The organism is Mesorhizobium sp. M0145 (assembly GCF_040322355.1).
Classification (GTDB): Bacteria; Pseudomonadota; Alphaproteobacteria; order Rhizobiales; family Rhizobiaceae; genus Mesorhizobium.
In genome coordinates this window covers 303,987-330,498 of record NZ_JAMYTK010000004.1, presented here as the reverse complement: position 1 = coordinate 330,498, position 26,512 = coordinate 303,987, and the positions used below count along the sequence as shown (strand labels likewise).

30 protein-coding genes and 1 pseudogene are annotated in these 26,512 nt (G+C 64.2%); 15 read left to right on the top strand and 16 right to left on the bottom strand.

What is annotated here, in order from left to right; genetic code table 11:
* From NKJ28_RS10625 to NKJ28_RS10610, 4 genes and pseudogenes are all read right to left on the bottom strand, one after another.
* A pseudogene (locus tag NKJ28_RS10625) lies at positions 1–409 on the bottom strand (IS4 family transposase); the annotation flags it as partial.
* Positions 410–487: 78 nt separating this feature from the next.
* Complete coding sequence (locus tag NKJ28_RS10620) at positions 488–844, bottom strand: DUF488 domain-containing protein (RefSeq protein ID WP_352569431.1); 357 nt, start codon at positions 842–844, stop codon at positions 488–490.
* A 57-nt stretch (positions 845–901) separates the two neighbouring features.
* Complete coding sequence (locus NKJ28_RS10615; protein WP_352569432.1) at positions 902–2,158, bottom strand: aminopeptidase; 1,257 nt, start codon at positions 2,156–2,158, stop codon at positions 902–904.
* An 80-nt stretch (positions 2,159–2,238) separates the two neighbouring features.
* Complete coding sequence (locus NKJ28_RS10610) at positions 2,239–3,153, bottom strand: LysR substrate-binding domain-containing protein (protein WP_352635402.1); 915 nt, start codon at positions 3,151–3,153, stop codon at positions 2,239–2,241.
* A 97-nt stretch (positions 3,154–3,250) separates the two neighbouring features.
* On the opposite strand from NKJ28_RS10610, the gene NKJ28_RS10605 reads away from it, so the two are divergent.
* The 3 genes from NKJ28_RS10605 to sbmA all read left to right on the top strand — a co-directional run bounded on the left by NKJ28_RS10605 (position 3,251) and on the right by sbmA (position 6,117).
* Positions 3,251–3,457 (top strand): hypothetical protein, encoded by a 207-nt coding sequence (locus NKJ28_RS10605; protein ID WP_023674059.1) that lies wholly within the window; start codon positions 3,251–3,253, stop codon positions 3,455–3,457.
* Between the two features lie 152 nt (positions 3,458–3,609).
* Positions 3,610–4,725, top strand: a complete 1,116-nt coding sequence (locus tag NKJ28_RS10600) for a YbfB/YjiJ family MFS transporter (RefSeq protein ID WP_352635431.1) — start codon at positions 3,610–3,612, stop codon at positions 4,723–4,725.
* Positions 4,726–4,839: 114 nt separating this feature from the next.
* A complete protein-coding gene (sbmA, locus tag NKJ28_RS10595) occupies positions 4,840–6,117 on the top strand; it encodes a peptide antibiotic transporter SbmA (RefSeq protein ID WP_031211034.1) in 1,278 nt (425 codons plus the stop codon).
* Positions 6,118–6,144: 27 nt separating this feature from the next.
* Here sbmA and NKJ28_RS10590 read toward each other — a convergent pair whose 3' ends face one another.
* On the bottom strand, positions 6,145–7,137 hold the full coding sequence (locus NKJ28_RS10590; protein WP_352635429.1) for a polysaccharide deacetylase family protein: 993 nt from the start codon (positions 7,135–7,137) through the stop codon (positions 6,145–6,147).
* A 204-nt stretch (positions 7,138–7,341) separates the two neighbouring features.
* Between NKJ28_RS10590 and NKJ28_RS10585 the strand changes: the two genes are divergently transcribed.
* Together NKJ28_RS10585 and der are read left to right on the top strand one after the other, a co-directional pair.
* On the top strand, positions 7,342–8,007 hold the full coding sequence (locus tag NKJ28_RS10585) for a tetratricopeptide repeat protein (RefSeq protein WP_023674063.1): 666 nt from the start codon (positions 7,342–7,344) through the stop codon (positions 8,005–8,007).
* Between the two features lie 6 nt (positions 8,008–8,013).
* Entirely contained in the window at positions 8,014–9,447 is a 1,434-nt protein-coding gene (gene der, locus NKJ28_RS10580) for a ribosome biogenesis GTPase Der (protein ID WP_352635400.1), read from the top strand.
* A 10-nt stretch (positions 9,448–9,457) separates the two neighbouring features.
* Here der and NKJ28_RS10575 read toward each other — a convergent pair whose 3' ends face one another.
* Positions 9,458–10,375, bottom strand: coding sequence for a LysR substrate-binding domain-containing protein (locus NKJ28_RS10575; protein WP_352635398.1), 918 nt, complete (start codon positions 10,373–10,375; stop codon positions 9,458–9,460).
* A 120-nt stretch (positions 10,376–10,495) separates the two neighbouring features.
* Between NKJ28_RS10575 and NKJ28_RS10570 the strand changes: the two genes are divergently transcribed.
* The 7 genes from NKJ28_RS10570 (at position 10,496) to NKJ28_RS10540 (ending at position 16,022) form a co-directional block, all read left to right on the top strand.
* Positions 10,496–11,815: an MFS transporter gene (locus NKJ28_RS10570; RefSeq protein WP_352635396.1), complete on the top strand. Its 1,320-nt coding sequence runs from the start codon at positions 10,496–10,498 to the stop codon at positions 11,813–11,815.
* A gap of 107 nt (positions 11,816–11,922) precedes the next feature.
* On the top strand, positions 11,923–13,107 hold the full coding sequence (locus tag NKJ28_RS10565) for a cell wall hydrolase (protein ID WP_352635394.1): 1,185 nt from the start codon (positions 11,923–11,925) through the stop codon (positions 13,105–13,107).
* A gap of 255 nt (positions 13,108–13,362) precedes the next feature.
* Positions 13,363–13,761, top strand: a complete 399-nt coding sequence (locus tag NKJ28_RS10560; protein ID WP_352635392.1) for an AtpZ/AtpI family protein — start codon at positions 13,363–13,365, stop codon at positions 13,759–13,761.
* Positions 13,762–13,831: 70 nt separating this feature from the next.
* Positions 13,832–14,590, top strand: a complete 759-nt coding sequence (locus NKJ28_RS10555; RefSeq protein WP_352635390.1) for a F0F1 ATP synthase subunit A — start codon at positions 13,832–13,834, stop codon at positions 14,588–14,590.
* Between the two features lie 66 nt (positions 14,591–14,656).
* Entirely contained in the window at positions 14,657–14,881 is a 225-nt protein-coding gene (locus NKJ28_RS10550) for a F0F1 ATP synthase subunit C (RefSeq protein WP_006206606.1), read from the top strand.
* Positions 14,882–14,944: 63 nt separating this feature from the next.
* A complete protein-coding gene (locus NKJ28_RS10545; RefSeq protein WP_352635388.1) occupies positions 14,945–15,520 on the top strand; it encodes a F0F1 ATP synthase subunit B in 576 nt (191 codons plus the stop codon).
* Positions 15,521–15,530: 10 nt separating this feature from the next.
* Complete coding sequence (locus tag NKJ28_RS10540) at positions 15,531–16,022, top strand: F0F1 ATP synthase subunit B (protein WP_352635386.1); 492 nt, start codon at positions 15,531–15,533, stop codon at positions 16,020–16,022.
* A 251-nt stretch (positions 16,023–16,273) separates the two neighbouring features.
* On the opposite strand, the gene rnhB is transcribed toward NKJ28_RS10540, so the two are convergent.
* Both rnhB and NKJ28_RS10530 read right to left on the bottom strand, forming a co-directional pair.
* Positions 16,274–16,969, bottom strand: a complete 696-nt coding sequence (gene rnhB, locus NKJ28_RS10535) for a ribonuclease HII (RefSeq protein WP_352635384.1) — start codon at positions 16,967–16,969, stop codon at positions 16,274–16,276.
* A 167-nt stretch (positions 16,970–17,136) separates the two neighbouring features.
* The gene (locus NKJ28_RS10530) at positions 17,137–18,291 is read right to left on the bottom strand and encodes a PA0069 family radical SAM protein (RefSeq protein WP_254818651.1); all 1,155 of its coding nucleotides are present in this window, start codon (positions 18,289–18,291) and stop codon (positions 17,137–17,139) included.
* 151 nt (positions 18,292–18,442) lie between these two features.
* Between NKJ28_RS10530 and NKJ28_RS10525 the strand changes: the two genes are divergently transcribed.
* Together NKJ28_RS10525 and NKJ28_RS10520 are read left to right on the top strand one after the other, a co-directional pair.
* Positions 18,443–18,946, top strand: a complete 504-nt coding sequence (locus NKJ28_RS10525) for a glycosyltransferase (protein ID WP_292664385.1) — start codon at positions 18,443–18,445, stop codon at positions 18,944–18,946.
* Positions 18,947–19,131: 185 nt separating this feature from the next.
* The gene (locus tag NKJ28_RS10520; RefSeq protein ID WP_352571418.1) at positions 19,132–20,106 is read left to right on the top strand and encodes a phytanoyl-CoA dioxygenase family protein; all 975 of its coding nucleotides are present in this window, start codon (positions 19,132–19,134) and stop codon (positions 20,104–20,106) included.
* A gap of 33 nt (positions 20,107–20,139) precedes the next feature.
* Here NKJ28_RS10520 and moaB read toward each other — a convergent pair whose 3' ends face one another.
* The 6 genes from moaB to NKJ28_RS10490 form a co-directional block, all read right to left on the bottom strand.
* Complete coding sequence (gene moaB, locus NKJ28_RS10515) at positions 20,140–20,682, bottom strand: molybdenum cofactor biosynthesis protein B (protein WP_352540121.1); 543 nt, start codon at positions 20,680–20,682, stop codon at positions 20,140–20,142.
* Positions 20,669–21,571: a 4-(cytidine 5'-diphospho)-2-C-methyl-D-erythritol kinase gene (locus tag NKJ28_RS10510; protein WP_352571430.1), complete on the bottom strand. Its 903-nt coding sequence runs from the start codon at positions 21,569–21,571 to the stop codon at positions 20,669–20,671. Before NKJ28_RS10510 ends, moaB begins: the two co-directional genes overlap by 14 nt.
* 26 nt (positions 21,572–21,597) lie before the next feature.
* Entirely contained in the window at positions 21,598–21,783 is a 186-nt protein-coding gene (locus tag NKJ28_RS10505) for a membrane protein (RefSeq protein ID WP_023674078.1), read from the bottom strand.
* An 81-nt stretch (positions 21,784–21,864) separates the two neighbouring features.
* The gene (locus tag NKJ28_RS10500) at positions 21,865–22,722 is read right to left on the bottom strand and encodes a S49 family peptidase (protein WP_352456850.1); all 858 of its coding nucleotides are present in this window, start codon (positions 22,720–22,722) and stop codon (positions 21,865–21,867) included.
* 87 nt (positions 22,723–22,809) lie between these two features.
* The gene (locus tag NKJ28_RS10495) at positions 22,810–23,610 is read right to left on the bottom strand and encodes a tRNA1(Val) (adenine(37)-N6)-methyltransferase (protein WP_352571417.1); all 801 of its coding nucleotides are present in this window, start codon (positions 23,608–23,610) and stop codon (positions 22,810–22,812) included.
* Positions 23,610–23,834, bottom strand: coding sequence for a putative signal transducing protein (locus tag NKJ28_RS10490; protein WP_023674082.1), 225 nt, complete (start codon positions 23,832–23,834; stop codon positions 23,610–23,612). Before NKJ28_RS10490 ends, NKJ28_RS10495 begins: the two co-directional genes overlap by 1 nt.
* 160 nt (positions 23,835–23,994) lie before the next feature.
* Here NKJ28_RS10490 and NKJ28_RS10485 point away from each other — a divergent pair, with 160 nt between their 5' ends.
* Entirely contained in the window at positions 23,995–25,011 is a 1,017-nt protein-coding gene (locus NKJ28_RS10485; RefSeq protein WP_292663011.1) for a polyprenyl synthetase family protein, read from the top strand.
* 26 nt (positions 25,012–25,037) lie between these two features.
* On the opposite strand, the gene NKJ28_RS10480 is transcribed toward NKJ28_RS10485, so the two are convergent.
* A complete protein-coding gene (locus NKJ28_RS10480) occupies positions 25,038–25,532 on the bottom strand; it encodes an MFS transporter (protein WP_352635381.1) in 495 nt (164 codons plus the stop codon).
* Positions 25,418–26,473: an MFS transporter gene (locus tag NKJ28_RS10475; RefSeq protein ID WP_352635379.1), complete on the bottom strand. Its 1,056-nt coding sequence runs from the start codon at positions 26,471–26,473 to the stop codon at positions 25,418–25,420. Before NKJ28_RS10475 ends, NKJ28_RS10480 begins: the two co-directional genes overlap by 115 nt.
* Positions 26,474–26,512 lie beyond the last annotated feature (39 nt).

The window sequence follows — 26,512 nt, the reverse complement described above, 5'->3', positions numbered from 1 at the left end:
TGGCATGCAGCCGCCAGTCCGTGCCGGCACTGCCGGGGCGCGAGATCGAACTGCCGTCGACAACGCGCAGCCGACGCCCCGTCGGCGCGGCGCTTTTGGCGCAAGCGTTTTGGAGCAAGGCGCCGGCAATGTCGCCAAGCCAATCGGCCGCTCCGCGCAAGCGCTTCAAAAGAGCAACATCCGAAAGGCTCGCAACGTCATTCACCCCGGCCCAGGCGGCAGCCGAGCGCAGGCTCATCGCGCCGGGGCCATAAGCCAACGCCAGGCGCAGCAATGTCGCTGCGTCCGCAACATTGCGACGACGCACCAGCGCTCCCGTCGCCCGCGCCGTCGCCTCAAGGTCAAGCGATTGCGACAGCCTCGATATCAGAGCCTGCCAGTCGGTTTCGATCGAATCATTCGTTCCCATCTGGCCGAGGAATCACATCTCGATTCCACCAGTCCACATCTAAGTTAGCGCTTATGGGGCGCTGTCCCGCCGGCGTGGCTAATTGATCCCACGTAAATAGCTCGCCAGTGCCACCGCATTGTTGTGCGCCTCGTCATGGGCGCCGTAGAGCAGCGTCACCTTGCCTTCACGGAGCAAGGCACGTAGTTCCGCCACCGCCTCGCCGTTCCGGTCGAGCTCATCGCGGTATCGCCGCTGGAACTCCGCCCAGCGCGCCGGCTCATGGCCGAACCATTTGCGCAACCCATTGCTTGGCGCGATGTCCTTTAGCCAGAGCGTCAGCGCCGCGTCCTCTTTGCGGACGCCGCGAGGCCATATGCGGTCGACGAGCACCCGCTGCCCGTCATCGGGCGCCGGCGGCTCATAGATGCGCTTGACCGCGAGCTCCATTGCCAACTCCGCATGGGCCAGCAGGCGCCGCTGCTTGCTGGCCTTCGTTTAGAGATCCCGGGCCTAAACCCACTCGCCCTTGCGCATCACCGGCACGCGGCTGCCGTCCTTATGGACACCGTCTATGTCGATCTTGTCCGAGCCGATCATCCAGTCGATGTGGATGAAACTCTTGTTGCCGCCGCGCGCCGCGATCTCGTCCTGGCTGAGCGAGGCGCCGTCGACGAAGCACTTCGAATAGCACTGGCCGAGCGCGATGTGGCAGGCGGCGTTCTCGTCGAACAGCGTGTTGAAAAACAGCAGCCCGCTCTTGGCGATCGGCGAGGAATGCGGCACCAGCGCCACCTCGCCGAGACGGCGCGAGCCTTCGTCGGTATCGAGCACCTTTTGCAGCACATCCTCGCCCTTCGTGGCCTTGGCCTCGACAATGCGGCCCGCCTCGAAACGCACCGCAATGCCGTCGATCAGGGTACCCTGATAGGACAGCGGCTTGGTGCTGGTGACATGGCCTTCGACGCGCCTTGCATGCGGCGTGGTGAAAACCTCTTCGGTCGGGATGTTGGGGTTGCAGGTGATGCCGTTCTTGGCGGTCGAGGCGCCGCCCATCCACTCGTGGCCGTCGGCCAGCCCGACGGTCAGGTCGGTGCCGGGGCCGGTGAAATGCAGTGCGTGGAAATTGTGGCCGTTCAGCCATTCGGTGCGGCTCTTCAACGCCGCATTGTGCGCCGTCCAGTTGCCGATCGGGTCTTCGACATCCACGCGCGAGGCGGCAAAGATAGCGTCGGCGAGCTTGGCCACGGCGACGTCTTCGGCATCGTCCGGAAATACCTGCTTGGCCCAGGCCTCATCGGGATAAGCGACGATGTTCCAGTTGATGTCGAAGCCGGTGATCTTCTCCAGCGCCGGCTGGTAAGCCATCGAATTCGCCTTGTTGGCACGCGCCACCTTTGCCGGGTCCTGCGCCGAAAGCAGCGACGGATCCTCGCCGCGCACGGCAAGCCTCGCCGCATTGTTGGCGAAGGCTTTTGTCATGCCTTCATAGAGCCAGCCGGCGGCGCGGTCGAAGCCGGCGTCGGCGCCGTAGCGGAAGCGCGCGAGAGTGATCTCATCGTCGTTGAAGATCGGCGTCACCAGGCCCGCGCCTGCCTTGTAGGCGTGCTCGACGATCCGCCGCGTCAAAGGCAGCGCGGCAATAGACGAGGTCAGCACCAGATCCTGCCCCGGCTGCAATTGCAGCCCGACCTTGACGGCGACCTCCGCCAGCCTGTCGAGCTTCACCGGGTCGATGCTTGCGGAAACGCCGCGCGAATGTGTGGTCATGATCCTGCCTGCCGTGATTGGGGACTGTTTCTTACATAGACCGGCGCTGCCGACCTTTCCACTGTGATGTGCCGGCAGGTTTAGCGCGTGCTCTCGAGCGACCTGAACTGCGCCATCGTCGCCTCGATCTCTTCGCGGATCCAGGTCTTGAAATCCCTGACCTTACGGCTTTCGCTCTTGATGGCCGAGGTCACCAGCCAATAGCCGAGCCCGCTCTGGGCGCGTATGCCGAACGGCGCAACGAGACGGCCGTCGGCCAGCGCGTCGGCGGCCAGCAACTGCCAGCCGAGCATGACGCCGTGGCCGGCAATCGCCGATTCCAGGCACAGCATCGGATCGGTGAAGCGCGCGCCCTTCATGAAGGTGACAGGCTCCACTCCGGCCGCTTCGAACCAGCTCTCCCAACTGATCATCGATCTTTCGTCCGTGATCGCACAGGTCAAAGCAAGGTCCTCGATCGATTTCAGCTTGCTGGCGATCACCGGTGCACAGACCGGAAACACCTCCTGCGCCAGCAGCAATTCGGCCCGCCCGCCCGGCCATTTGCCGTCGCCGAGCCGAATGGCGACGTCGATGTCCGAACGATCGAGATCGGCAAGCCCAACCGAGGCATCGATGCGCAGAAGCACGTTCGGATGCCGGGCGAAATGCCGCGACAGCCGCGGCAGCAGCCATTTCGAGGCGAAAGCCGGCGCCACCGAAACCACCAGCGTGCACTCCGAGCTTTCATCGGCAAGCGCCACCGCCTGTGCGAGTTCGCGGAAGCCTGCGCTGAGCCGCGCGGTAAAGACGGTGCCGAATTCCGTCGCCACCAGGCCAGCTGGCGTTCGTTCGAATAGCGCCCGGCCGAGCTGCTTTTCTGTTCGGTTGATCTGCTGGCTGACGGCGCTGACCGAGACGTTGAGCTCGCCGGCCGCCGCCGCGAGCGAGCCCAGGCGGGCAACAGTTTCCACGGCGCGCAAGCCGTTGAGATGGACGCGGTTCAGAGTAGCCATACAGTTTTTCTAAACTGGAGCGGCTGAAATCTCAATTGCCAGACGCTAAGGAACGGCGGATTCTAAGTGGGCTACTCAGAGTGAGGAGGCAAATCCGATGAAGATTTTGTCATGGCTTGGCGCCTTTTCCCCGATCGGGGCGCAGCCGCACCGGGATGACAGCCAGGCCACCAGCTGGGTGACCGATCCGCTGTCGCATCCGGTGCTCGACACCATGTCGGAGCGCGAACTCGCCGACATGCCATTCAGGCTGACCGCGTGTCGTACCCGCTTCGAGACGGCGCCAAGGACCTGCTGCGGCTGAACAAGGACTTGCTGGCACTTCAGGTGAGCCGGCCGCCGACGCGGCTGCGCAACCCTTCTGGCCCAACAAAAGGCGGATTGTCTGACCGGCAGGCGCACCTATTGTGCATCGCGATGAAAGCCGCTTCGCCCTTGCGCCTGGCAATCGCCGGCATGATTGCCCTGGCCGTCGCCATGGGAATCGGCCGCTTCGTCTATACGCCGATCCTGCCTGGCATGATGGAAGAGCTCGGCCTGTCGCCGGCTGATGCCGGCTGGATCGCATCGGCCAATTATCTCGGCTATCTCGTCGGCGCGCTTGCCGCCACCGGCGGCTGGGCGCAAGGCCGCGAGCGCCAGCTGATGCTGGCCGGCCTTGCCGCCACCGCGATCCTCGCCGGCCTGATGGGCCTGAGCGGCACCATGCCCGGCTTTCTCCTCATCCGCTTTCTTGCCGGCCTCGCCAGCGCCTTCGTGCTGGTCTTCATGACCAGCATCGTTTTCGGTCATCTCGCCGCGGCCGGGCGAAACGACCTGCAGGCGCTGTATTTCGGCGGTGTCGGCCTCGGCATCGCGGCGTCCTCGGCGCTGTTGGCAGTCCTCGTCACCGAACATGCCGGCTGGGCGGCGGGCTGGCTGTGGTCCGCGGTGATTTCGGCCTGCGGCTTTGCCGTCGTCGCCTTGCTGGCCGGCGGCACCTCGGCCGCGAACAGCACCACCGAGAGCGAGCCGGCACTGCCGAAAGACCGGTCGCTGGTGAAGATCATCGTCGCCTACGGCCTGTTCGGCTTCGGCTACATCGTCACGGCAACGTTCCTGGTCGCCATCGTCCGCCAGGGCGGCGGCGGCCGCGTCTTCGAGGCCGTGGTCTGGATGGTCACCGGACTTGCCGGTTTCCCATCGGTCTGGCTGTGGCAGAAGCTTACGGCTAAAATCGGGCTCTATGCCACCTACGCCCTGGGGTGCCTGGTCGAGGTGGTCGGCGTCAGCGCCAGTGTCGTCATGGGCGGGCGCACCGGGCCGCTGCTCGGCGGCCTTCTTGTCGGCGGCACCTTCATCGCCATAACCGCGCTTGGCCTCCAGGCCGGACGGCAGCTTGCCCCGCAAGCACCACGCCGGATGCTGGCGGTGATGACGGCCGCCTTCGGCCTCGGCCAGATCATTGGCCCGATCGTCGCCGGTCTGCTTGCGCAGGCCTCGGGTAACTTTTTCCTTGCCTCGATCGTGGCCGCCGCCGTCCTGCTCGCCTCGGGTGCGATCGCCTGGTCGGCTGCGCCAAAATCGCCATGATTATGGTCTTGCTCGGCGCCGGGCGTTGGGCACGGGCATTTTCTTTCCCGCTAATGTGTGACTTTATGCCCGCTGAACCCGCTGATTTGCGCATCGACCGAGGATTTCGCCACAGTGTTCGTATCGTTTTTTCCGCAGCCGAAGCTGTTCTTCAGTTCGGTCGCCGTCTGGAGCCTCGCGGCCGTTCTGTTTTGGTTTTTTGGAGGAGAGCAACTTGGAGCAGTGTTTGGACTGCCCCCGATGGCCGCCGGCGTCGACAAGATCATTGGCGTGTCGCTCTTTTGGTCGAAGCCATTTCTCTGGTTCTATATATATTTTGCGGCTGTCGTCCTCATCTTCTACGGCTTTTGGGCCTGGTACCGACCTCATCCATGGCGGAATTGGTCGATCCTTGGCACCTCACTGATTCTCTTTGTGATCTATTACCAGGTGCAGGTAAATGTCGCCTTCAATGACTGGTATGGCCCTTTCTACGATCTTATTCAGAAGGCTTTAGGCACACCGTACTCTACGACGCCGTGGGACTTCTATATCCAACTGCTGACAATCATGTGGATTGCGCTTCTGGCTGTGACCGTTGGCGCCCTCAACCGGTTTTTTGTAAGTCATTGGATATTTCGTTGGCGCACCGCAATGAACGAATACTACATGACCAACTGGGAAAGATTGAGGCGCATCGAAGGTGCGTCCCAGCGTGTTCAAGAAGACACGATGCGCTTCTCCAGCACGATGGAGGATCTGGGCGTAAGCTTAGTCGGGTCCATCATGACACTGATAGCGTTCCTTCCCGTGCTGCTGCATCTCTCTGAAAACGTCACGGAACTGCCGATTGTCGGCACGGTGCCTTACTCCCTGGTCGTTGTAGCAATCCTTTGGTCGGCCTTCGGAACTACTTTCTTAGCTGCGGTAGGAATCAAACTGCCGGGTCTCGAATTCCGCACCCAACGTGTCGAGGCAGCCTACCGCAAAGAATTGGTCTATGGTGAGGACGATGCAGATCGCGCCCAACCGCCAACTGTCGCTGACCTTTTTAGAAGTGTAAGAAGCATCTATTTTCGTAAATACTTCCACTACTTATATTTTAACGTCGCTAGAATATTCTATCTACAGATCGACAATATATTTCCATATATTGTTCTTGTCCCTACGATGGTCGCGGGAAAGATCAAGCTCGGCGCTCTGAACCAGATTCTCAACTCCTTTGAGCAGGTCCGATCTTCATTTCAGTATCTGGTCAATGCCTGGCCGACGGTCGTGGAACTGATCTCGATCTACAAACGCTTGCGCGCCTTCGAGGCCACGCTCGAAGGCGAGCCGCTGCCGGAAATCGACCAGCGTTATCTCGAACGTGAGCAAGCCGGCTTGCGTCCGGAGGATCAGCCGGCAAGCTGAGATGGGGCAGCGGCGATCACTTGCGGCTCAGCCGCCCACCGCTGCCTGTCTTTCGCCTCGCCGCGAAACGTAGTCGCGAAAACTGATGCACTCGACATCGGACCTGGTGCAGACCTCGCCGGCAAAGCGTTCCAGCGCGTTCCAGTAGGCGCCGTCGTTCATCAGCGTGAAATGGAAGCCGAGCTCAAGCGGAATGCGCTTGCCCTGGTATTGCGCGTCGAAGGCGGCGCGAAAGGCCTTATAGGTCCGGTCGGCAAACTCTTCTGCCATGCTCGGCCGCTCGAAGCCGCCGGAATGCCTGACATAGAGATTGTAGTCCATGGCGATCACACGCCTTGAGTTCGGCCCTTCCGGGATCTGCGGCAGCGAAAAGCGCGTGATGCCGTTGACGGTTGGCGGCTCGACCGGCCCACGCGAGACGCCGCTTGCGTCGAGCAGGAAACCGGCCGCGGGCAGCGCCTCGTAGAGCGCCTTGTTTGCCGACAGATAAGGCGCGCGGAAGCCGACCACCGATTTGCGGGCGAAATCGCGCCAGCCCTTCGGTTCGGGAGCGATGCCGTTGATCGAATAGGCGTTTTGGAGAATGTGCTTGAACGAGCCGAACTCGCTCAGCCAGTCGGCCTTGCTCCAGTCCTTGCCGTCGAAGTGCCCACAGCCATGGCTGCCGATGTCGTGGCCTTCCGACGCCGCAAGGTTGATCTGCTCGAGGCGCTCGGCGATTTCCTGTTTGGAGGCGGCAAAGCCGATGTTTGATTTGCCGGCTGTCTTGCCGGGTGCGGTGTATTCCTTGCGCGTCTCGGGCGACAGCAGGAACACGCAGGAGACAAAATAGGTGAAGTGCGCACCTGTGCGCGCGGCCAGCGCCCGGCTGCGCTGCCACTGCGAAATGTCGCGGGCGCTGTCGAATGAGATGATCACGACCTGTTTCGGCTTTGCCGGCGCCGCCGGCGGGTCGGCGCAAGCCGCGCCGGCAGCAAACACGGCAATGGAAAACGCAATAACGCGGGACAAACGGGGCAAAGGCATCTGACCGGATCAAGGAATGTAGAAGCGACGCCTACCGGTGAAATATGGCACGGGTAGGATCGACCTGTACGGCCGCCGTTGGCCGCGACTGCCTCGTGAATAGGCGATTTTCCTGCCGAACCCCTTCCATGCCGGCAAAATTTCGCTAAAACGCGGGCTCATCAACCGCCCCGGCCGGGGCATGAATGGTTTTGATCCATGTCGGACGACAGTTTTATCCGCGAAGTCAACGAAGAGATTCGTCGCGACCAGGCGCATGCGCTGTGGGATCGTTTCGGTCCCGCCTTGCTTGTGCTGGCTGTGCTGGTGGTGCTCGGCACTGCCGCTGTCGTCGGCTACCGCTATTGGGACGAAACTCGCGCCAACCGCTCGGGCGATGCTTTTTCGCAGGCGCTCAAGCTTGCCAATGACGGGAAGAACGACGAGGCGCTTGCCGCTCTGGAGGCGTTGGAGAAGGACGGCTACGGCGCCTATCCGCTGCTCGCCCGCATGCGCGCGGCAACCGTCAAGGCGGACAAGGGCGACGTCGACGCCGCCGTCAAGGATTTCGACGAGGTCGCCGCCGACACCAAGATCCCCTCCGGCATTCGCGACATGGCTCGTCTCAGGGCAGCGCTGCTTCTGGTCGACCACGGCTCTTTCGCCGATGTCTCCAGCCGCGTCGAGGCGCTCACCGCCGACACCAACACGCTGCGCCATACGGCGCGCGAGGCGCTTGGCCTTGCCGCCTGGAAGGAAGGCAAGGCGGCCGATGCATTGAAGCTGTTCGACCAGATCGCCGCGGATGACGGCGCCCCGCGCAACACGCGCGAGCGGGCGACTTTGATGTCCGAGCTGATCCGCGGCTCGGGCGGCGTGTCGTGATAGTCCATGACCTTCAAAGTCGCCATCATCGGCCGGCCTAACGTCGGCAAATCGACCCTTTTCAATCGGCTGGTGGGAAGGAAGCTGGCGCTTGTCGATGATACGCCCGGCGTCACTCGCGATCGCCGCGTCCATGCCGCAAAGCTCTACGACCTGCATTTCGACGTCATCGACACCGCCGGCTTCGAGGATGCGGCTGCCTCGACGCTGCCCGGCCGCATGCGCGCCCAGACCGAGATCGCCATCCGCGAGGCCGACCTGATCTTTTTTACGATCGATGCCAAGTCCGGGCTGATGCCCGACGACAAGACGTTCGCCGAGATCGTGCGCAAGTCCGGCAAGCCGGTTGTCGTCGTTGCCAACAAGGCTGAGGCGCGCGGCGCCCAGGGCGGCATGCTGGAGGCCTGGGAGCTCGGCCTTGGCGAACCGATCCCGGTCTCGGCCGAACACGGCCAGGGCCTGCCCGATTTGCGCGACGCGGTGATCGCAGCACTTGGCGAGGCGCGCGCCTTCGGCGAGGACGAAGAGGCCGGCGAGGATGAGGTCGCCGCCAGCGAGGTGCTGATCGGCGAGGACATCACCGACCCGGACGCCGAGCCGGGCTATGACGACACCAAGCCGATGCGCATCGCCGTCGTCGGCCGCCCCAACGCCGGCAAGTCGACGCTGATCAACGCACTGATCGGCGAAGAGCGGCTGTTGACCGGTCCTGAGGCCGGCATCACTCGCGATTCCATCTCGGTCGACTGGGACTGGCATGGCCGCCGCTTAAAATTGTTCGACACCGCCGGCATGCGCCGCAAGGCCAGGATCCACGAAAAGCTCGAAGTGATGTCGGTGCAGGACGGCTTGCGCGCCATCCGCTTTGCCGAGATCGTCATCATCGTGCTCGACGCCACCATTCCCTTCGAGAAGCAGGATCTGCAGATCGCCGACCTGATCATCCGCGAGGGCCGTGCCCCGGTGATCGCCTTCAACAAATGGGACCTTGTCGATCATCCCCAGGAGTTGCTGGCCGAGCTGCGCGAAAAAACCGAGCGGCTGCTGCCGCAAGCGCGCGGCATGCAGGCGGTGCCGGTGTCGGCCGAGACCGGGCGTGGCCTCGACAAGCTGATGGACGCTGTCATCAGGACGCATCGAGTTTGGAACAGCCGTGTGTCGACCGGCAAGCTCAACCGCTGGCTGGAAGGCATCCTGGCGCATCATCCGCCGCCCGCTGTCGCCGGGCGTCGGCTGAAGATCAAATATGTCACGCAGGCCAAGACGCGGCCGCCGGGCTTCGTCGTCTCCTGCTCACGGCCGGATGCGATGCCGCAATCCTACGTCCGCTATCTCTCGAACAGCCTGCGCGAGGCTTTCGACATGCCCGGCGTGCCGATCCGCATCGCCTTGCGCACCTCGGACAATCCTTTCGCCGGCAAGGCAAAGAAGCGCCACTGAGCCTCTGCCTTTACGCTACGTTGCGCAGAACGGGCGCCGGTTGCGTCTGCGGCAAGGCTTCAAGCGCTGCCTGCAGCAGGATGTCGCCAAGCCGCGCTGCCACGGGGTCGGGCTCGGCCTCCTTGCGATGCAGGAACAGCGCCATCTTGGGCAAGGCGGGCAGCCCGGCGATCTCCGGCGTCATCGCCCTGACGGTGGCCGGCAGGCCGATATCGGTGCGGATCGTCAGTCCGAGCCCGGCGGCGACGGCTGCCCAGATGCCGCCAAGGCTCGGGCTGGAGAAGGCCATCCGCCATGCCAGGCCGGCGCGGTCGAGCGTTTCGGTCGCCACACTGCGCAGCAGGCACGGCGCTTCGAGCGCCACCAGCGGCAACGCCTCGCCATCGCGCAGGCTGGTCTCGATCTGTTTTGCCGGGCCGATCCAGCGCATCTGGACGTCGGCGACATGCCGGCTGCAGGGCAGCGTCGCGCCATTGTGCCAGGCAAGCGCGATATCGAGGCTGCCCGAAATGATCCGTTCGGCAAGCTCATGGCTGCGTGCGATCCTGGCCTCGATCTTGACCTTGGGATGGGCGCGGGCGAAGCGCCCGAGCACCTCCGGCAGCACCGCCTCGCCGAAATCCTCCTGTAGCCCAAGCCGCACCCAACCCTCCAGCTCGACATCGTGGATGGCGGAGGCGGCCTCGTCATTGAGCTCGATCAGCCGCCGCGCGTAGCCGAGCATGGTCTCGCCCGCGTCCGTCAGCGCCAGGCCACGCCCAGATTTGCGGAAGATCGGCGTCGCCGCCTGCTCCTCCAGCTTCTTCAATTGCGCACTGATTGCCGAGGTCGAGCGGCCGAGCCGGTCGGCGGCCTTGGCGAAGCTGCCCAGCTCCATGCCGGTGACGAAGCTGCGCAGGACGTCGAGATCGAATGTCACGCGTCGCATGCCAATAATCCTGATATTCGGGACATTATGTCAAAAACTTCCTGATATTCAGTACGAAGCTATGGCGGTAGAGAGAGCGCGTCAAGACCGAATGCAGCCGACCCATGCAGGAGCTGAACCATGTCCGCTGTCGCCACACGAGCAGAATGCAAACCGCTTCGCACGGCCGCCGTTACCACCCCGTCAGAGGCGGCGGCACTTCGAGCCAATCATCGCTGGAAGGTGCTGGGCATCGGCGTCGCCGCCAATGCCTGCTTTTCCGCGACCTTCTCCGGCATTCCGGCGACGGCGGTGTTCCTGCGCTCGGGCTACCATCTCTCCAATGGCGAACTCGGCCTGGTGCTTGGCCTTCTCGGCCTGGGCGTGGCGCTGAGCGAATTGCCGCGGGGGCTGCTGACCGATCGCTGGGGCGACCGCCGCGTGCTGCTGACCGGGCTCGGCGCAACCGCGCTATGGCTGCTTGTCATGGCCGCGCTGGTCGTGCCGTCACCGGCCCATATTCCCGGCATCGCGCTTCTCGCCGCTGCCCTGCTGGTCACCGGATTGCTCGGCGGCAGCGTCAACGGCTCCAGCGGCCGCGCCATCATGGCCTGGTTCGGCGAAGGCGAGCGCGGCTTTGCCATGAGCATCAGGCAGACGGCGGTGCCGCTTGGCGGCGGGCTTGGCGCGCTCGTGCTGCCATCGCTCGCTTCAGCCCATGGCTTCACGGCAGTCTTCGGACTTCTGGCGGCTGCATCCGCGGTCTCGACCTCGCTCGCCTGGCGCTGGCTGCATCAGCCGCCGGCGCATGACGATGCCAATTCGGGCAGCATGGCATTGTCGGCCGGCCCGGCGCCGCTGCGCAACCCGGCCGTCTGGCGCATCGCAACAGCCATCGGCCTGCTTTGCTTTCCGCAGGTGGCGGTGCTCACCTTTGCTTCCGTGTTTCTGCATGATTTCGCCGGCATGGGAACAGCCGTGGTCAGCGCTAGCCTGGCTGCCGTGCAGGTCGGCGCCATGGTCATGCGCGTCTGGAGCGGCCGCTACACCGACCGTCACGGCAACCGCCGGTCGTTCCTGCGTCTGTGCAGCCTGTTGAGCGTGGTCGCCTTCACCGTGCTTGCCGCGCTCGTCTTGTTGGCGGCCCAATTCTTGTCAGGCCAAGCGCCGATGCTGTCGCCGGCGATGGTCGCGATGCTGGTCGTGGCCGGTATCTGCGTCTCCTCCTGGCACGGCGTTGCCTACACCGAGCTTGCGACGCTGGCCGGCGCCAGCCAGGCCGGAACGGCGCTCGGCCTTGCCAACAGCCTGGTCTTCATCGCCTTCTTCCTGGTGCCGATCGCCATTCCCGGGCTTCTCGTGCTCTGCTCGTGGGCAGGCGTCTGGCTGGGTGCGGCTATTTGCGCGCTGATCGCCTGGCCGATCTTTCTTCCGTCAAGCGACGGCCGCAAAAGCGCCTGACTTCGACACGAGATGGGAAAACAACGTTCTAAGCTGTTAACGCCCCATCAAGGTTAATGCATCATTGTAGCTCTCCAGTGGGGTCCGTTGCGTTTCTGGAGAGTTCCGTGCATCGACGTATTTTGACGCGGCTTGTCGCCGCCGCCGGTGAGAAAAAGCGTTCCTTCCTGTCTCCGTTCATTATTGGCCTTGGCATCTGGATCGGCTTTCCGACGGTCGCTGCCTATCAGGACATGACCAGCCTGGTCTCCGGCCTGGAGGCGCCGAGCGTCCGCTGGAACGCCTATGTCGAGAAATCCGTCGCAGGCTCCGTTCACGCCGCCGAAATGCCCTTCCTCGATTCCAGCAGCACCGGCTCGCTCTCCGGCTCCGGTGTCCAGTTGCCGGGCGTCGGCGCCGTCTCGTTTCGCGGCAAGGGCGGCATCGCCGGCACGACGCCGGACGAGAACCGCATCACGCGTGCCGACAAGAAGGGCCGCATCATCCAGGTCTCGCCCGTCTCGCCGCCGAAGAACTTCAACGCCGGCTCTATCTTCGAGCGCACCTCCTCGCTGCTCCGCCCAAGCATGGACAGCGGCCTGAGGATGGCCTTCGCCAAGCCCGAGATCAAAGGCAAGGAAATCCAGATCGCCGCCGCCTTCCACACGCGCGTCGACAAGAAGCCGGATCCCGGCGTGCCGGCGATGCTTGCCGCGCTGGTCAACAACGATCATCCCGACGTGCTGGCGACCGCCTACGCCTCGTCCGCTCCCGATTATGCACAGGCGTCGCCCTTCGAGGCCTTGCTGCAGGACGAGGACCCGAACGATGGCCGGTTCATTCCGCCGCTGAGCAAGGGCGATCATTTTTGGATGCAGACGCCGCTGCCGGCGAGCGTCTTTTCCAAACCGGAGCAGGCCTGTCTCGCCAACGGCATCTATTTCGAGGCGCGCGGCGAGACCGTGCGCGGCCAGGCCGCCGTTGCCCAGGTCATCCTCAACCGCGTCCGCAACCCCGCCTATCCGAACTCGATCTGCGGCGTCGTCTACCAGAACGACAATTGGTTCAACCGCTGCCAGTTTTCCTTCGCCTGCGACGGCAGGAAGAAGCGCATCGACAACCCCGCTGCCTACCAGACTGCACAGGATGTCGCCATGGCCGTCACAGCCGGCAAGATCTTCATTCCGGAAGTCGGCTCGTCGACCCATTATTATGCCAACTACGTCCATCCGGGCTGGGCGCGGACGATGAAGAAAATGACCAGGATCGGCCTGCACATCTTCTACCGCACCTATGGCGGCGGCTGGAGCTGAGCGCTCGGGCAGCCCTTGCATCTTTCCCACGAGAGCGGCCGATCGAAGACCCATCGCCGCGGGGATTCGGCCACGGCCCGCCAGAGACTGTGTCGGGCACGATGTCGCACCCAGGCAAGTAACTGATTTATAACGAAAAAATACTTGAGCTTGAACGTCCGCCCGTGACTTGACGGGCGCGGACCCTCTAACTATGTTGCCGGCGACTTTAAGAAGCGGACGGACGGTGACGGTCTGACCGGGCAGGGGGGTTGCGTGGCCGACAAGAATGGGCCAGACGGAACCGGAAAAACCGGCCGCGGCAAGCAGCATGAAGCCGATATCCGCGACGAGGATCTTGAGCGCCGCCGGCGCGACCTTGAAGCATCGCTTGCGGCAAGGCGGCCGGACCGGCTCGAGGGGAAAGACGACGCGAAAGCGGGCAGTGCGGCCGGGTACGGCCAGGCGCTCAAGCTGTCCAGCGAGTTCATCGCCGGGATAGTGGTCGGTGCGGCTCTCGGCTGGTTTATCGATCGCGTGGCGGGGACATCGCCATGGGGTCTGATAGTCGGGCTGCTGCTGGGTTTTGGCGCCGGCGTGCTCAATGTCCTGCGTTCAGCCGGGCTTGTGTCGGAATTCGGAACGGGCGACAAGCCGCGCGATCCGAAAGAATGAATTGAGGCGCCGCATGCCGGCGCATTGAACAGGATACTGAAGCCGTCTGCGGCTTTGATGGGGATTTAAAGTGGCTGCTGACAAGGTCGATCCGATCCACCAATTCCAGATCCATCCGATCATTCCGATTCACATCGGCGGCTACGACCTGTCTTTCACCAATTCGGCTCTGTTCATGCTTGCGACGGTTGCTGTCGCATCGGCGTTTCTCTACCTCAGCACGTCGAGCCGCAGCCTCGTCCCGGGCCGCCTTCAGTCGGTCTCGGAAATGGCCTATGAATTTGTCGGCAATATGCTGAGGGACGCCGCGGGCACGCAAGGCATGAAGTTCTTCCCCTTCGTGTTCTCGCTGTTCATGTTCGTGCTTGTCGCCAACCTGCTTGGCCTGTTCCCGTATTTCTTCACCGTCACCAGCCACATCATCGTCACTTTCGGCCTTGCGGCGCTGGTGATCGGAACCGTGATCGTCTACGGCTTCATGAAACATGGCCTTGGCTTCCTGAAGCTGTTCGTACCGAAAGGCGTGCCGATCGTCATGATGTTGCTGGTCGTTCCGATCGAGGTGATTTCCTTCGTCTCGCGGCCGGTCAGCCTCTCGGTTCGTCTGTTCGCTAACATGCTCGCCGGCCACATCACGCTGAAAGTGTTTTCGGGATTTGTCGTCAGCCTGAGCGCACTCGGCACGCTTGGTATCGCAGGTTCGATCCTGCCGCTGGCGATGGCCGTGGCGTTGACGGCTCTGGAGTTGCTCGTAGCGCTCTTGCAGGCCTACGTCTTTGCCGTGCTGACCTGCATGTATCTGAACGACGCATTGCATCCCTCGCACTAATTGGATTTCCGGCATTGCCGCCGGATGGAATCGCAACGGAATTTTAGATCCAAAGGAGTTGAACAAATGGACGCAGAAGCAGCAAAGTACATCGGCGCCGGCATCGCATGCCTCGGCATGGGCGGCGCGGGCATTGGCCTCGGCAACATTTTCGGCAGCTATCTGGCGGGCGCGCTGCGCAACCCGTCGGCCGCCGACGGCCAGTTCGGCCGCCTGATTTTCGGCTTCGCCGTGACCGAAGCGCTGGGTATTTTCTCGCTTCTCATCGCGCTTCTCGCTCTGTTCGGCTGAACATTGAAGAATTGAACAGGCCGGCCGCGATGCTGCGGCGGGCCTGAATTTCGGGGATAGTCCATGTTCGTGACATCTGCCTTTGCGCAAGAGACCGCGCCCGCCGTCGAAGGCGGCAGCGCTGGGACCGGCGTGCCCGCCGAGGCGCACGGCACGTTTCCGCCATTCAATCCGGCGACGTACCCGTCACAGCTGCTGTGGCTGGCAATCACCTTCGGGCTGTTTTATCTCTTCTTGAAACGGGTGGTGATGCCGCGCGTTGGCGGCATCATCGACGTGCGCAACGACCGCATCACGCAGGATCTCGATCATGCTGCCCGGCTGAAAGGCGAGGCCGATGCCGCCGTTGCCGCCTATGAGCAGGAATTGGCGGAAGCCAAGGGCAAGGCCAATGCGATCGGTCAGCAGGCCAACGATGCGGCCAAGGCGGAAGCCGAAGCTGCCCGCAAGACGATCGAGGCAGCGCTTGACCAGAAGCTTGGCGAGGCCGAGGCGCGCATATCTTCCATCAAGGCCAATGCCATGAAGGAAGTCGGCACGATCGCCGAGGACACCGCTTCGGCCATCGTCGAGGCGCTTGTCGGCGGCAAGGCCAGCAAGGCCGAAATCGCGGCCGCGGTCAAATCCGTGGCCGGGTGAGGAGCGCATCATGGACGCCACATCTCTCGCGACGCTTTGGGCAACGGTTGCCCTCGTAATCTTCCTCGGCATCGCCATCTACATCAAGGTGCCGGGCATGATCGCCAAGGCGCTCGATGCGCGTGCCGACAAGATCAGCAGCGAGCTCGAGGAAGCGCGCCGGTTGCGCGAAGAAGCCCAGCAGCTGCTTGGCCAATACCAGCGCAAGCGCAAGGAAGCCGAGCAGGAGGCCGCGGCCATCGTTGCCGCCGCCAAGCGTGAAGCCGACATGCTTGCCGCCGAGGCGCACAAGAAGACCGAGGACTATGTCGCCCGGCGTACCGCTTTGGCCGAGCAGAAGATCGGCCAGGCCGAGCGCGAAGCAATCGGCGAAGTGCGTGCCAGCGCCGTCGATATCGCGGTAGAGGCCGCGCGCGCGCTGCTGGCCGGCAAGATCGACGCCAAGGCCGGCGCCGACCTGTTCAACGCCTCGCTGCACGATTTGAAGTCGAAGCTGAACTGAACGGCTACATCGACAAGTCATCGAAAGCCGCCTGGGAAACCTGGCGGCTTTTTCTGTGGGCGAAAGCGGCTGAGCGCGTAATCTCCCCCCTCGAGGGGGAGATGGCCGGCAGGCCAGAGGGGGTCGCCGCGCGTGAAGCGCCAGCCTTCTCTTTCGTCCCGCATGGCGTCGCGCCAGGACGTACCGACCCCCTCTGTCGCCTTTGGCGACATCTCCCCCTCGAGGGGGGAGATCACACCTAGCCGAATCGCTCAATCCAAACCCGAAAAACCCTCTTCCTCCAGCACCTCGGTGCCGCCGAACCGGAACGGCGCGAAGGAGGCGCGGTGCAGCCGCGCCACCGGCCCGTGCAGATCGATCGCCGTGCGATGGCGCACAGTGGCGTAGCCCATATGCAGTTCGAAGCCGTAACGCGCATGATGGCTGCCGCAGCCGCACATCATGCGGTCGCGGATCACCTTGGCGACGATCGAGGCTGCGGCGATCGACTGCGAGCGCTGGTCGCCCTTGATCAGTGCTTTGCCCTCGCAGGGCAGGCCGGGCGGCACGTCGCGGCCGTCGGCCAGCGCCAGCTTCGGCCGGATTGACAGGCCGGCCACGGCACGGCGCATCGCCTCCAGGCTGGCCTTGAGGATGTTGCTGGCATCGATGCCTTCGGCGCTGACCGACGCCATCGTTACGGCGAGCGCGGAGCCGAGGATTTTCAGGAACAGCGCCTCACGCTGCAAATGCGTCAGCCGCTTGGAATCGTCGAGGCCGTCGGGGATGTTGGCGGGATCGAGCACCACCGCTGCCGCCACCACCGGCCCGGCGAGCGGGCCGCGGCCGGCCTCGTCCATCCCCGCCACCGGCCACAGGCCTTCGGCCATCGCCCTCGTCTCGAACGAGAAGTCGGGTTTCTCGACGATTTCGAAGAGAAGCGGAGAATCGGAACGCGGGCGAGCCATGGTGCGGCGAGGTTCGCATCGGCTCCGATTCTCCGCAAGTCCCCTCCGGGTCGGGCGGGGCACCGGACCAGGAGGGGGCTACCGTCTGCAAGCCCGGGGACAGGACAGGCCGGACGGGATTTTTCGCCTGCTGCGGCCGCTTCAAGCGGCTGGCGCGAGACGCTTTGTCACAGCAGCATCAGCTGCTCGGTTGCCTTGGCAGCGGGGACGAACTGGTCGGTCCTCAGCGAGCGCCGCTCGGCATTGAGGCCGAGCCGTTTGGCGGCGATCTCGAAGCGCCGGCCAATCTGCCAGGCATACGGGCCGGAGCCTTTCATGCGCTTGCCCCATTCCGAATCGTAGTCCTTGCCGTCGCGCATCGACCGGATCAGCGACATGACGTGGCGATAGCGGTCGGGATAGTGGCGCAGCAGCCAGTCCTTGAAGATTGGCGCGACCTCCAGCGGCAGGCGCAGCAGCACATAGCCGGCCTCGCGTGCGCCCGCTGCCTGTGCCGAATCGAGGATGCGCTCCATTTCCGGGTCGGTCAGTCCGGGGATGATCGGCGCGACCATCACCGAGGCCGGAATGCCGGCGTCCGAAAGCTGCCTGATCGCCTCCAGCCGCTTGGTCGGCGTCGACGCGCGTGGCTCCATGGTGCGCGCCAGCATGCGGTCGAGCGTCGTCACCGACAATGCCACCTTGGCCAGCCCGCGTTCGGCCATGCGCGACAGAATGTCGATGTCACGCGTCACCAGCGCCGATTTGGTGACGATGCCGACCGGGTGCCCGCGCGCCTCCAGCACTTCGAGGATCTCGCGCATGATCCGGTATTGCTTCTCGATCGGCTGATAGGGATCGGTGTTGGTGCCGATGGCGATGGTGCGCGGCTGGTAATTATCCCTGGACAATTCCTTGTCGAGCAGCCGCGCCGCATCCGGCTTGGCAAACAGCTTCGATTCGAAATCCAGCCCCGGCGACAGCCCCATGAAGCTGTGCGTCGGCCGCGCGAAACAATAGACGCAGCCATGTTCGCAGCCACGATAGGGGTTGATCGAGCGGTCGAAGGAGATGTCGGGCGATTCGTTGCGGGTGATGATGGTGCGCGGCTTCTCGACCTGTACCTCGGTCTTGAAGGGCGGCAGCTCCTCCAGCGAATTCCAGCCGTCGTCGAACACGTGCCGGCTGACCGGCTCGAAACGGCCGGACGGATTGATGCCCGCCGACCTGCCGCGATTGCGGTCGGGACGGACGCGCATGCCGCTCTGCTCGATCATCGCATTCGCCATCTCGGCCCTGCCAGCGCCGAAGGCTGCAATATCGGCACGCACGATCTGTTCCATTTTGGCCCTTTCCCAGGGACTGTCCGCCCGCTGTCGAATCGCTCTGCTCATGAATGTATTCCTATCGCATTGACGAGAACAAAGCAAGAACTTTCTCGCGGCGCGCCGCAAAAACTGGCGCTGCCCACCGCTTTCCGCTATTCGGCTAAACATGCTCAGCGTCCTGATCGAAACCCTGAATGACGAGGAGGGCCTTGCCCGCACGCTCGCCTCGCTGATCGGCGGCGCGGTCGAAGGCGTGGTGCGCGACGTTCTCGTCTGCGATACCGGCTCGACCGATCAGACGCACCGCGTCGCCGAACATGCCGGCTGCCACTATGTCAGCGGCGGCATCGCCGCCGGCATCAGGCAGGCCAAGGGCGATTGGCTGCTTTTGCTGGAACCGGGCGCGCGGCTGGGGGAGGGCTGGATCGACGAGGTCGTCGCTCATACGGCGAGGCAAACCATGGCGGCGCGATTTTCGCGGGCACGCGGCAGCCGCGCGCCGTTCCTGTCACGGGTCTTTGCCGGAAATCGCGCTCTCGCCGAAGGCTTGGTGATCAGCAAGCGACAGGCCGCCGCGCTGTCGAAGAATGCCCGCAGCGCGGAAGCGATCGCCCGCGGCCTGGCGACCAGAAGGCTCCACGCCGAGATCTGGGTCGCGCCGCGGAAGTGACGGCTTACCGTGCCGGTTCGGGGAACGCCCAAGCAAATTTTCTGGCGGGTCGTGGTTTATTGTGCATTGCACAAAATCTGGCCGGGGGTTACCATTCCCAGCGATATGGGCGAATAGGGTTTGGGGTGTGCCGGAGCGGCGACGACTAACGTCGATGCTGTTCCCTCGACATTTTGAGGACCCCGATGACCCTTTCAAGCCCTGACAAGTCCGGCGCTGCAAGCCTCGAGGCGATCGCGCGCAACGGCGGCACGCTGCGCCGCATCGCCGCCCGCATCCCGACCTATCTTTCCGACCTTCGCGAGAATCCGGCATGGCTGCCGATGTTCATGCTGGCCCGCACCATGCCGGCGCGGCGGCTGCACTGGCGCGGTGCAAAGCCTGTTCGGCCGGCGCGCAACGTCGGTGAAACGATGTTCGCCGGCGTCGACCGCGATGCCGTCGTCGGCGCGCTGCGGACGGAGGGGCTCTATTCGGGCCTGATGCTGCCGGCCGCCATCCATGAGGAGATCGCCCGCTTCGCCGAGCGCACGCCATGCTTCGGCAATTTCGACCGCCGGCTGGAATTCCTGCCCGAAAAACACGCCGATGCCGAAAAGCATTTCGGCCGTCCGCTGCTCAGCGGCCATTATTTCGAGCGGGTCCTCGACTGCAGCGCGGCGGTCGCCGTGCAGCGCGATCCGCTGCTTCTCGACATCGCGGCGCACTATCTCGGCAGTCAGGCCAAGCTGATCACCACCCGTGTCTGGTGGAGCTTTCCGACCGGTGGCGTCTCGGACGCCGACAAGAACATGGCCTCGCTCGGCAAATACCATTTCGACCTCGACGACTGGCGCATGCTGAAGTTCTTTTTCTACCTGGTGCCGGTCGACGCCGACACTGGGCCGCATGTCTATGTCCGCGGCTCCCATAACCGCCGCATCCTGAAGCATCAGCTGACGCTGCTGGTCGGCCATTCGGCGGAAGAGGTGCTGGGCGTCTACGGCGAGCAGAGCCCGGTCACGCTGACCGGGCCGGCCGGCCTCGGCTTTGTCGAGGATCCGTTCGGCTTCCATATGGGCACCGTGCCGACGCGCACGCCGCGGCTGATGATGGAGGTTGGCTTCGGCGTGTCGCCGCCGTCGCGCCGGCGTTTTCACGGCGAGCCGGTCATTCGCTAAACCGAGGTCGCTTGGCTGATACCTCGGTTCGTCTCAGCCGCGCCGCAAATGCTCGTCCAGCCGCGGCATGATCTCGACGAAGTTGCAGGGCATGTGCCGATAGTCGAGCTGCGGCTTCAAGATGCCGTCCCAGGCGTCCTTGCAGGCGCCGGGCGAGCCCGGCAGCACGAAAACGAAGGTGGCGTTGACGACGCCGCCGGTTGCTCGGCTCTGGATCGTCGAAGTGCCGATCTTGTCGTAGGAGATGCGGTGGAACACTTCGGAAAAGCCGTCCATGCGCTTTTCGAAGATCGGCTCCAGCGCTTCCGGCGTCACGTCGCGGCCGGTGAAGCCGGTGCCGCCGGTGGTGATGACGACATCGATCGCTTCGTCCCTTGACCAACCCAGGACCTTGTCGCGGATCTTGTCGCGGTCGTCGGTGACGATGTCGCGGGCGGCCAGGACATGGCCGGCCTCGGCAATGCGGTCGGCCAGCGTCTGCCCGGATTTGTCGTCGGCGAGGCTGCGCGTATCGGAAACGGTCAGTACTGCGATGTGCACGGGAACGAAGGGGCGGCTCTCGTCAATCCTGGCCATGGGCATCAACCTCCGATGTCACGCTTCGCGTCGCGGCGACAAACCAGTCGGGATGGCGGCCGCGGATATCGACGGCCGCGCGCTTGGCCACATTGCCGGTCTCGAACAGCCCGAAGCAGGTGGCGCCGGAGCCGGACATCCTGGCAAAACCGGCTCCGGCCTTGTTCAGCACGGAAAGCGCCTTGCCGATGGCGGGCTGGATTGCACGCGCCGCAGGCTCGAGATCGTTGCGGGTGATCTCCAGCCAGTTGCGGATGCTGTGGAAGTCGAGGCTGTGCGGCAGCGGCGGCAGCCCCGCATTGTCGCGGCGGCCAAGCGCCTCGAACACGTCGGCCGTCGAGACGGCAGTGCCGGGATTGACGAGCACCAGACCCAGCGCCGGGAAACCCGGCACGAGCGTCAGCTCGTCGCCGACGCCGCGGGCTATCAGCGGCTTGGCAGCGAGGCACATCGGCACGTCGGCGCCGAGCGACAGGCCGATCCGCGCCAGTTCGGCATCGCCGACATCAAGTCCCCAGGTCTGGACCAGGGCGCGCAGCACAGCCGCCGCATCGCTCGACCCGCCGCCGACACCGGACGCGACCGGCAGGTTCTTTTCGAGCCTGATGGCGACAGCCGGTGCGTGCTGGGGACCGGCCTCGCGCCGCAGTGCATCGCGCGCTCTCACCACCAGATTATTGTCGTCGACCGGCACCGCGGAGGCGTATTTGCCAGACACGGAAAACCCATCGCTGTCGGCAAGTTCCGTCTCGATGCGATCGCCGAAGCGCGTGAACACAGCCAGGCTTTCGATCGTGTGATAACCGTCGGCGCGCTGGCCGGTGACGTGCAGCGCGAGATTTATCTTGGCGTGCGCATGCGACGCCCGGATGCTGGCCTCGGCGTTCACTGGCTCGGCCGCGAGGGGGACGACGGTCAATCCTTGGCCAGACGGTATTCGCCGGTCTTCGGGTCCTTGACCAATGTTCCCATTGTACCGTTGGCGGCCTGCTTTTCGGTACGCCGCACCTTGGCGGTCACACGCTCGGCTTCCCTGACGAAGGAGCGGTAGCCGAAATAGGCGGCAATGCCGACGACGGCGAAGAAAATGATCTGCGGCATGTCAAACTCCTCCCTCGCAAGGCCGGCAAGGCGGCCGGTCGGGTCGGTTGATGATTTATGCTAGACGCTTTCACCAGCTTTTCAAAGCCCGAAGCGCGCCCACAGCGCGCGCTCTTCCGCCGCATCGATGACGCCGCTTGCCGCGGCGGCGGCGATATCGGGCGCCGAAAAGCTCGAGCCGAACAGGCCGAAGCGGCCGAACAGGCCGCGCGGCGCGGTGATCAGCTTGAGCTGGGTTTTCGGCCCGAAACGGCTCTTCAGCACGCTGCGCATGTCGCCGAGCGCATCGACCAGCCCGAGCTCTAGCCCTTTTTTGGCCGTCCAGAACAGGCCAGTGAACAGGTCGGGATCGTCCTTGAGCTTGCTGCCGCGCCTGTCCTTGACGAGGTCGATGAAGGTCTCGTGGACCTCGAGCTGCAGCGCCTTCAGGCGCTCGACGTCTTCCTTCTTTTCCGGCTTGAACGGGTCGAGCACCGCCTTGTTCTGGCCGGCGGTGTGGACGCGGCGCTCGACACCGATCTTCTTCAACAGCTCCGGAAAGCCGAACGAGGCCGACACCACGCCGATCGAGCCGACGATGGAGGACGGGTCGGCAAAGATCTCGTCGCCGGCGACCGCGATCATGTAGCCACCCGATGCCGCCACGTCCTCGACGAAAACCAGGACTTTCTTGTTCTTCTCGCTCGCCAGGTCGCGGATGCGCCTGAAGATCAGCCGCGACTGCACCGGCGAGCCACCTGGCGAATTGATCGAGATGGCGACCGCCGGCGCGTCGAAGGAAAACAGCTTTTCGAGAAGGCCGGCGGTGGAAGCGAGCGACAAGCTCGGCCGGAACTGGCCGCCGCCGGGCATGATCGTGCCGTGCAGCCGGATGACCGGAATGGTGACGACGGTGGAGCGCCAGGACTTCGGCAGCAGGCGGTTGAAAAGGCGTTTCACGAGGGGGCTGTCTCCGGTCGATATGCTTGAGGCATGTAGGAATTCGCCGGCCAACGGCAATGCCGTCACCCCGGCAATCAAAATGGATCAGTCTCCGAACAGCGACGCCAGCCCGTTATTGATCAGCTCCGCCCGTTCCGAGGGGCCATTGCCTGAATAGGCATGCAGCATCAGCGGCGGCCGGATCGACAGTTTGCCGCGTGCGCCGAGAATTGCCCGGACGACGATGCGGATCGCTGCCGCCTCGGGGCGAGGGTGGACGGCCAGCATCTCGGCGTCGCCGAAGCGGCCGGCAATGGCATCGAGGATGGCGCCGAGCTGTTCCGGCCTGGCGATGACGGCCAGCCCGCCGCCCGGCCTGACCACCGCGGCCGCGCTGCGGACCCAGCTGTCGAACAATCCATCCTCCGAGACATGCGCGGCCTTTCTCAGCGGATCGGGCGTCGCGCGATCCTCGGCGGCATTGAACGGCGGGTTCATGACGACGAAATCGAAGCTGTTGTCCTCGAGGCCGGCGGCCGCTCGCGCCCGGCCCGACAGCGCGACATCGGCGACAAGCACCGAGGCGCGGTCGCTGAGATGCGCATTGCCGGGATGGGCAAGCGTGGTGGTGGCGAAGGCCGCCATTTCCGGGGAACGCTCGACGAGCACGGCCGCGGCACCGGGGCAGCGCGACAGGACCGCCAGGCCGGCGGCACCGGCACCCGCGCCAAAATCAGCAAGCCGCCCGGCGAACGAGGACGGCACGGCAGCCGCCAGCATCATCGCATCCATGCCGGCGCGGTGGCCCGCCTTTCTCGGCTGCACCAGCCAGAAGCGACCGCGATGAAAGGCGTCGACCGTATGAGCCGGCATGTCCGGGACAAGGGCAGCGGGCGACGCGGACATTATTTTTGGCGGATCTCGTTGGCGATGCCGGCATCCGTCAGGATGCGCCGCGCCGCATCGGCCTTGTCGGCGTCCACCATGACACGGCGGGGCAGGATGCCGATCGAGCCGTCGAGGACGCTCATATTCTGGTCGGCGACGAAACAGCCGATGCCGGCATCGCGCATCAGCGATTCGACAAACGAAATGATGACGGCGTCGTTGGTGCGGATGAGCTCTATCATCGGATGAAACTCGCAGTTTGCGGCGTTGATGTAAACGTAGGCGTGATCATGTACCAGAGCCGGCGCGCCAATTCGCCTCTTGCCGCGCCGGTGGGTGACACCCTAGAGTCTGTCCAGGGACCATGTTGCCGTCGTGCATATCGAGGTTGGGAGTTTTGCCGTGGGTGTCGTTCTCAACATTGAAAACGGGAAGCGCGAAGCCGCCTCGATAAAGGACCTCATCGACCTGACCGCGGCCGACATGGGGCGCGTCAACAAATTGATCCTGTCGAAGGCCGGCTCCGATGTCGAGATGATTCCGGAGATAGCCAACCATCTGATCTCGTCCGGCGGCAAACGGCTGCGGCCGATGCTGACGCTCGCCGCCGCCCAGATGTTCGGCTATTCCGGCGACGGCCATGTCAAGCTCGCCACATCGGTCGAATTCATGCATACCGCGACACTTCTCCACGACGATGTTGTCGATGAAAGCGGCATGCGGCGCGGCAAGAAGACGGCACGCATGATCTGGGGCAACCAGGCCAGTGTTCTGGTCGGCGATTTCCTGCTCGGCCAGGCCTTCCGCATGATGGTCGATGTCGGCTCGCTTGAAGCGCTCGATATCCTGTCCAGCGCCGCTTCGGTCATCGCCGAAGGCGAGGTGATGCAGCTTGCCGCCGCCAAAAACCTCGAGACGACCGAGGACGAGCATTTCGCGGTGATCAAGGCCAAGACCGCGGCGCTGTTTTCGGCCGCCGCCGAGGTCGGCCCCGTCATCGCTCAGGCGACGCGCAATGATCGCGCAGCACTCCGCTCCTACGGCATGAATCTCGGCCTTGCCTTCCAGCTGATCGATGACGCGCTGGATTACGGCGGCACCAGCAAGGACCTCGGCAAGAATGTCGGCGACGATTTCCGCGAGGGCAAGGTCACGCTGCCGGTGATCCTCGCCTATCGGCGCGGCACCAAGGCCGAGCGCAGCTTCTGGAAACGCGCCATCGAGGACAATGCCGCCGACGATGCCGGGCTGGAGAAGGCCATCGGCCTGATGCTCCGCCACGGCGCAATTGCCGACACCATCGGGCGCGCCCGCCATTTCGGCGAGATCGCCCGCGACGCGCTGGCGCCGCTCGAGGCGACGCCGCAGAAATCGGCGCTGATCGACGTCATCGATTTCTGCATCAGCCGGGTGAATTGAGAGGCATCGGCGCCCCGCGCCTGTTCTCATCGCGCCTTTGCCGGAAGCACCATTGCTGCCAGCAGACTGACGACGATGCCCGCCGCCGCGAGCCAGAAGGCAACCTGGATGCCGTCGGCGACGGCAATTTTCAACGCATTGCCGGACAATTCGCCGATTTGGCTGTTCGCAATCGCAATCAGCACGGCCATGCCGATGGCGTTGCCGACATTGAGCGTCGTCGAAGCCATCCCCGAGGCGACGCCTTGCTGGTCATGGGCAACGCCGGAAGCGGCGGCAATCCACATTGCGGTCCAGACGATGCCTTGTCCGACGCCGGAGACGATCAGGCCGGGTACGAGGGCCAGATAGCTGCTGTCTGCAGTCGCGCCTGATACCATCCATGCTGTGCCGACCGCGCCGACGATCATGCCGCCGACCAGGGTGCTGCGCGTCGAAAAGCGCGTTGCCAGACGCTCGCCGGCTTGCGTGCCGGTGGCGATGGCGACCGACGGCACGAGAAAGGCGAGGCCTGTCTGCAAGGCAGTGAAGCCGTGCACGTTCTGCAGCAGCACGGTGAGGAAGTAGGGCAGCGCGCGCCGAAAGTGACCATGTAGAGGAAGGTGATCGTCATGCCGGCGATGAGGCTGCGGTTGTGGAACAGGCGCAGCGGCATCAGCGGATCGGCGCTGTTGGCCTCGATCACGGTGAAGGCGATCAGGAAGAATGCCGCCAGTGCCGCGCTGGCGATGATTGCGCCAGAGCCCCAGCCATATTCGGGCCCTTGAACCAGGGTGAAGACAAGCAGCGTCGCGCCGGCGGTGACGGTCAGGGCGCCCGGCAGATCGAAGCTGCGCTGCTCGTGCCACTTGCGATCGCGCGGGATGATGGCGAAAGCCGCGATGATGGCGATCCCGGCCAACAGCACGTTGACGTAGAAGACCGACGGCCAGCCGAAGGCGCTGGTCAGAAACCCGCCGGCAAGCGAACCGAGCGTCAGGCCGCTGGCGCCCGCGCCGCCCCAGACGGCGAGCGCCCGGTTGCGTTCCGGTCCCTCGGCGAACAGGCGGTTGATCAGCGACAGCGTCGCCGGAAACAGGAACGCGGCGCCGATGCCTTGTACGGCGCGGGCCGCGATGATGATTTCCGGCGACCAGGCGAGGCCGCCGATCAGAGATGAGAGCGCGTAGAGCCAGAGCGCGAAGATGAAGACGCGGCGCTGGCCGATCAGGTCGGCCGCCCGGCCGCCGAACAGCAGGAAGCCGCCGGTGAACACGGTGTAGGCGCTGACCACCCACTGCAGGGTCTGGCCTGAAAATCCGAGGCCGGCGCCGATCTCCGGCAGCGCCACGAAGACGATGTTGAGGTCGAGCGAGATGATGAGCTGCGCGAAGGCGAGGAGCGCCAGCGTTGCGCCATGTTTCGCCCTGCTTGCTCCCTGCGTTATCGCCCCGAGCGGCGCGCCTTGGTCGAGTGAACTCATGCCGGACTCCTTGTCGACAATTATTTAATGATCGACAAA

Bases quoted from the DNA above. Each gene is read 5' to 3' on its own strand.
- NKJ28_RS10615 (WP_352569432.1), bottom strand. From the start codon at position 2,158: ATGACCACACATTCGCGCGGCGTTTCCGCAAGCATCGACCCGGTGAAG.
- NKJ28_RS10610 (WP_352635402.1), bottom strand. From the start codon at position 3,153: ATGGCTACTCTGAACCGCGTCCATCTCAACGGCTTGCGCGCCGTGGAA.
- NKJ28_RS10605 (WP_023674059.1), top strand. From the start codon at position 3,251: ATGAAGATTTTGTCATGGCTTGGCGCCTTTTCCCCGATCGGGGCGCAG.
- NKJ28_RS10600 (WP_352635431.1), top strand. From the start codon at position 3,610: ATGATTGCCCTGGCCGTCGCCATGGGAATCGGCCGCTTCGTCTATACG.
- NKJ28_RS10585 (WP_023674063.1), top strand. From the start codon at position 7,342: ATGTCGGACGACAGTTTTATCCGCGAAGTCAACGAAGAGATTCGTCGC.
- der (WP_352635400.1), top strand. From the start codon at position 8,014: ATGACCTTCAAAGTCGCCATCATCGGCCGGCCTAACGTCGGCAAATCG.
- NKJ28_RS10575 (WP_352635398.1), bottom strand. From the start codon at position 10,375: ATGCGACGCGTGACATTCGATCTCGACGTCCTGCGCAGCTTCGTCACC.
- NKJ28_RS10570 (WP_352635396.1), top strand. From the start codon at position 10,496: ATGTCCGCTGTCGCCACACGAGCAGAATGCAAACCGCTTCGCACGGCC.
- NKJ28_RS10550 (WP_006206606.1), top strand. From the start codon at position 14,657: ATGGACGCAGAAGCAGCAAAGTACATCGGCGCCGGCATCGCATGCCTC.
- NKJ28_RS10545 (WP_352635388.1), top strand. From the start codon at position 14,945: ATGTTCGTGACATCTGCCTTTGCGCAAGAGACCGCGCCCGCCGTCGAA.
- NKJ28_RS10540 (WP_352635386.1), top strand. From the start codon at position 15,531: ATGGACGCCACATCTCTCGCGACGCTTTGGGCAACGGTTGCCCTCGTA.
- rnhB (WP_352635384.1), bottom strand. From the start codon at position 16,969: ATGGCTCGCCCGCGTTCCGATTCTCCGCTTCTCTTCGAAATCGTCGAG.
- NKJ28_RS10530 (WP_254818651.1), bottom strand. From the start codon at position 18,291: ATGGAACAGATCGTGCGTGCCGATATTGCAGCCTTCGGCGCTGGCAGG.
- NKJ28_RS10525 (WP_292664385.1), top strand. From the start codon at position 18,443: ATGCTCAGCGTCCTGATCGAAACCCTGAATGACGAGGAGGGCCTTGCC.
- NKJ28_RS10520 (WP_352571418.1), top strand. From the start codon at position 19,132: ATGACCCTTTCAAGCCCTGACAAGTCCGGCGCTGCAAGCCTCGAGGCG.
- moaB (WP_352540121.1), bottom strand. From the start codon at position 20,682: ATGGCCAGGATTGACGAGAGCCGCCCCTTCGTTCCCGTGCACATCGCA.
- NKJ28_RS10505 (WP_023674078.1), bottom strand. From the start codon at position 21,783: ATGCCGCAGATCATTTTCTTCGCCGTCGTCGGCATTGCCGCCTATTTC.
- NKJ28_RS10495 (WP_352571417.1), bottom strand. From the start codon at position 23,610: ATGTCCGCGTCGCCCGCTGCCCTTGTCCCGGACATGCCGGCTCATACG.
- NKJ28_RS10490 (WP_023674082.1), bottom strand. From the start codon at position 23,834: ATGATAGAGCTCATCCGCACCAACGACGCCGTCATCATTTCGTTTGTC.
- NKJ28_RS10475 (WP_352635379.1), bottom strand. From the start codon at position 26,473: ATGAGTTCACTCGACCAAGGCGCGCCGCTCGGGGCGATAACGCAGGGA.